The 455-nt window shown below is 42.9% G+C and carries 1 protein-coding gene; it reads left to right on the forward strand.

Annotated features, from left to right (window positions below; all coding sequences use genetic code 11):
- The coding region (locus GFC01_RS18140) for an STAS domain-containing protein (protein WP_152948510.1) at positions 1-324 on the forward strand (324 nt) is incomplete at its 5' end.
- Positions 325-455: the final 131 nt, after the last annotated feature.

A 455-nucleotide genomic window follows, 5' to 3' on the forward strand; every position in this document is an offset into this window, starting at 1 on the left:
GTACTGCTTAGTGCGGTATTCTTTGTCGCAAAGATATCGAAGCTTCATATTACGTCTAAAGAAAGCCAGGCAGGTACTTGGGAATATCGAGTTAAAGGACAAATTTTCTTTGCTTCTGTCACTGACTTGATCCAAGCTTTCCATCAGGGGAAAGAACTCCAATCTGTTGTGATTGATTTGTCTGAAGCACGTATATGGGATGAATCAGGTGTATCAGCGATAGAACGTATAAAGGAAAGGTATCAAGCAAATGGCGTCCAGGTGGACGTAGTTGGAATGGATACATCAAGTCAAAAGCTTATGAAACAGGTGAGTGGTTCTTAAAAAGGCCTTTCTGTCTGTTACAATAGAAAAGGCAAGAAAGTGAAGGGATGGAGGTGGCCGGCATGCTTGTGCGTTTGAATCAAGTACTCGGCCGGATGATGCCGCTCATTACACCTTTTAGTGTGTTACTC

It is taken from the genome of Desulfofundulus thermobenzoicus (assembly GCF_009428905.1).
GTDB classification, from domain to species: domain Bacteria; phylum Bacillota; class Desulfotomaculia; order Desulfotomaculales; family Desulfovirgulaceae; genus Desulfofundulus_A; species Desulfofundulus_A thermobenzoicus.